This window comes from Burkholderia sp. Ac-20379 (genome assembly GCF_017104645.1).
In the GTDB taxonomy this organism is placed as follows: Bacteria; Pseudomonadota; Gammaproteobacteria; order Burkholderiales; family Burkholderiaceae; genus Burkholderia.
Window position 1 is genome coordinate 1 of record NZ_JAAGPF010000523.1, and the last position, 3,342, is coordinate 3,342.

General features: G+C 69.8%; 4 protein-coding genes and 1 pseudogene. 4 read left to right on the top strand and 1 reads right to left on the bottom strand.

Annotation, left to right across the window (positions count from 1 at the left end):
• Together G3N92_RS32230 and G3N92_RS32235 are read left to right on the top strand one after the other, a co-directional pair.
• Nucleotides 1-229 (top strand): annotated as a pseudogene (locus G3N92_RS32230) (FAD-dependent oxidoreductase); the annotation flags it as partial.
• A 6-nt stretch (nt 230-235) separates the two neighbouring features.
• Nucleotides 236-451, top strand: coding sequence for a DUF2783 domain-containing protein (locus G3N92_RS32235; protein WP_206131580.1), 216 nt, complete (start codon nt 236-238; stop codon nt 449-451).
• Nucleotides 452-537: 86 nt separating this feature from the next.
• On the opposite strand, the gene G3N92_RS32240 is transcribed toward G3N92_RS32235, so the two are convergent.
• Nucleotides 538-1,356, bottom strand: a complete 819-nt coding sequence (locus G3N92_RS32240) for an IclR family transcriptional regulator (protein ID WP_241015159.1) — start codon at nt 1,354-1,356, stop codon at nt 538-540.
• A gap of 166 nt (nt 1,357-1,522) precedes the next feature.
• On the opposite strand from G3N92_RS32240, the gene G3N92_RS32245 reads away from it, so the two are divergent.
• A complete protein-coding gene (locus tag G3N92_RS32245) occupies nt 1,523-2,482 on the top strand; it encodes an MBL fold metallo-hydrolase (protein WP_206131581.1) in 960 nt (319 codons plus the stop codon).
• A 127-nt stretch (nt 2,483-2,609) separates the two neighbouring features.
• Nucleotides 2,610-3,342 (top strand): MFS transporter (locus G3N92_RS32250; protein WP_206131582.1); only part of this gene is annotated, 733 nt, incomplete at its 3' end.

Genomic DNA, 3,342 nt, shown 5'->3' on the forward strand with positions numbered 1-3,342 from the left:
GCCGGTCGGCGTGCGCCCGCTGCTGGTGACCGGGCGCGGCGCGCCCGCGCCGGCGGTGCCGGGGGCGCTGGTCGTGGAGGATCGCGACGGGATCGTCGCGCAGCGTTTCGATGCCCGGCCCGGCACGTTCTATCTGCTGCGTCCCGACCAGCATGTCTGCGCGCGCTGGCGCGCGCTCGACGTCGTCGCGGTATCCGCCGCGCTCGACCGTGCAACCTGCAACCGCTGAACGACCATGAGCCATCTGAATCTCGAACCCAATCTCGCCGACATGGATCTGTTCTACGAGCGGCTGATCGATACCCACCAGCAGCTCGACGATGCCGACAGCCAGTGCCTGAACGCCAAGCTCGTGCTGCTGCTGGCCAATCACATCGGCGACATGACGGTGTTGACCGAAGCGTTCGCGAAGGCGCGCGAGGGGCTCGGCGCGGCAGCCGCCGCGGCCTGAGCGGCGGCGCGGCGCGAACGGATACGCAAACGGGCTGCCCGCGGGCAGCCCGTTGCGTCGAAGGCCGGGCACGCCGGCATGCCGCGTTACGCCGTGGCGTCCCCGGTCGCGCCGAACCGCCACGACAGCCGTTGCGCGGCCGCCAGCAACGCGCGCGCGATCGGGCTTTGCGCGTCGCGCTCGAAGCGGCTCGACGGGCCGATCACGGCCAGCACCAGCCGGATGCTGCGCGTGTGATCGAACACCGGCGCGGCGTAGGTGCTGATGCCGGGCACGGGCGCATCGAACGCGTCGTCGAGCCCGGCGGCGCGGATCCGTTCGAAGCGCGCGCGCAACGCGGGCGTCAGCACGCGCCGGGCATCGGCGGCATCGGCGATCTCCGGCGCGCCGGCCAGGCGGATCGGCTCCTGCACGAGCAGGCCGTCGAGCACGTCGTCGGGCAGATGCGCGGCGAACACGCGGCCGATCGCGGTGTTCGCGAGCGACATCACGGTGCCGACATGCAGGTTCACATGCAGCGGATAGCCGCCGCGCTCGTAGCGCACGATCATCGGCCCCTGCACGCCGGGCACGCACACGGCCACGCTGAAGCCGATCCGCTCGGCCAGTTGCGCCGCGTGCGGCACGGCCACGCGATAGGCGGGCTGCTGGCCGACGTGGGTCAGGCCGAGCCGCAGCGACAGCGGGCCCGGTTCGTAATCGCCGCTCAATGCGTCGCGCTTGACCAGCCCGAGCCGCGTGAGGCTGACGAGATAGGTGTGCGCCTGCGCGGTGGACAGCGCCGCGGCCCCGGCCAGCTCGCTGAGCGCGGCCGGCTCGCGCCGCCGCGCCAGCGCCTCGAGGATGCGCCCGGCCACTTCCACGCTCTGGATGCCGCGCTGCGGCTTGTCTGCTGCTTCTTTCAATTTGTCCTTCGCTCGTGCAAACCAGCGCCCGATGCTAGCGCATCCGGCGAAACCGTCAAGGCGCGGGGTTTTCCCGTAGTTGGTATATAGCAAGCAGATTTGCTATTGACAAATAATCGATGCCCCCCGACCATGCAGCATCCCCGCCGAACTACCGGAGACGAACATGGCAAAGGCATTCGCATCGCAAGCTGACATCGAGGTCAAGCAGATCACCTGGACGCAACTGTCCGAGAACACCTACGCGTACACCGCCGAGGGCGACCCGAATTCGGGCGTCGTGATCGGCGACGACGGCGTGCTGATCGTCGACACCACCGCCACGCCGGCGATGGCGCAGGATCTGATCGCGAAGATCCGTACGGTCACCGACAAGCCGATCAAGTACGTGGTGCTGTCGCACTATCACGCGGTGCGCGTGCTGGGCGCGTCGGCCTATTTCGCCGAGGGCGCGCAGCAGGTGATCGCGAGCCAGGGCACTTACGAGATGATCGTGGAGCGCGGCGAGCAGGACATGAAGTCGGAGATCGAGCGCTTTCCGCGCCTGTTCGCCGGCGTCGAGACGGTGCCGGGCCTCACGTGGCCCACGCTGGTGTTCGAGAAGGAAATGACGCTGTGGCTCGGTAAGCTCGAGGTGAAGATCGCGCATCTGGGCTCGGGCCACACGAAGGGCGACACGGTGGTGTGGGTGCCGTCGCAGAAGGTGCTGTTCTCGGGCGACCTGGTGGAATACGACGCGGCCTGCTATTGCGGCGACGCGCAGCTCGAACAATGGCCGGCCACGCTGGAAGCGCTGCGCGCGCTCGGCGCCGAGAAGCTGGTGCCGGGCCGCGGCCCCGCGCTGCTGTCGCCGCAGGACGTGAACAAGGGCCTCGACTACACCAAGGATTTCGTGACGACGCTGCTGCAGGCCGGCCGCGAGGCGGTGGCCGACAAGCTCGACCTGAAGGCCGCGATGGCGCACACGCGCCGCTCGATGGATCCGAAGTTCGGCCAGGTGTTCATCTACGAGCACTGCCTGCCGTTCGACGTGTCGCGCGCGTTCGACGAGGCGAGCGGCATCGCGCATCCGCGCATCTGGACGGCCGAGCGCGACAAGGACATGTGGGCCGCGCTGCAGGACTGAGCGCGTTGCCGGCGCGGCGCCGCGGGCGGGTGATCCGGCCGGGCGGCGCCGCCTGACCCTTCAGGGCGCCTCGCCGCCCGCACAGCGAGCGCCCCGCACACGACAGGCGGCGCCGTGGAGACGAATCATGCAGAACCGCCCCGATCCCCTCGATCCTCTCCAGGCCGTGGCCGTGGACGCCGCGCACCGGCCGGCCGACGACGCCCGGCTCCTCGCGCGCGTGGCCTGGCGCATCGTGCCGTTCCTGTTGCTCTGCTACGTGGTGTCGTTCCTCGACCGCATCAACATCGGCTTCGCGCAGTTGCAGATGAAGCACGATCTCGGCTTCAGCGACGCGATGTACGGGTTCGGCGCGGCCGTCTTCTATATCGGCTACGTGCTGTGCGAGGTGCCGAGCAACCTGCTGCTCGAGCGCTACGGCGCGCGCCGCAGCTTCGCGCGGATCATGCTGCTCTGGGGGCTCGCCTCGGTGGGCATGATGTGCGTGTCCGCGCCGGCGCATTTCTACGTGCTGCGCTTTCTGCTCGGCGTGTTCGAGGCCGGCTTCTTCCCCGGCATCGTGCTGTATCTGACCTACTGGTTTCCGGCGCGCAGCCGGGCCGCGCTGATGTCGGTGTTCTTCGCCGGCGTCGCGCTGGCTGGCGTGCTCGGCGGGCTGGCGTCGGGCTGGATCATGCGCGACATGGCCGGCGTGCTCGGCCTGTACGGCTGGCAGTGGATGTTCGCGATCGAAGGCGCGCCGGCCGTGCTGCTCGCGTTCGTCGCGCTGCGCTGCCTCAGCGATGGGCCGCGCGAGGCGCGCTGGCTCGGCGCGGCCGAGCGCGAACGGCTGATCGCGCTGTGCGCGCAGGATGCCGCGG

Excerpts from the sequence above, each read along its gene's own strand:
- G3N92_RS32235 (WP_206131580.1), top strand. The coding sequence starts at position 236 with ATGAGCCATCTGAATCTCGAACCCAATCTCGCCGACATGGATCTGTTC.
- G3N92_RS32245 (WP_206131581.1), top strand. The coding sequence starts at position 1,523 with ATGGCAAAGGCATTCGCATCGCAAGCTGACATCGAGGTCAAGCAGATC.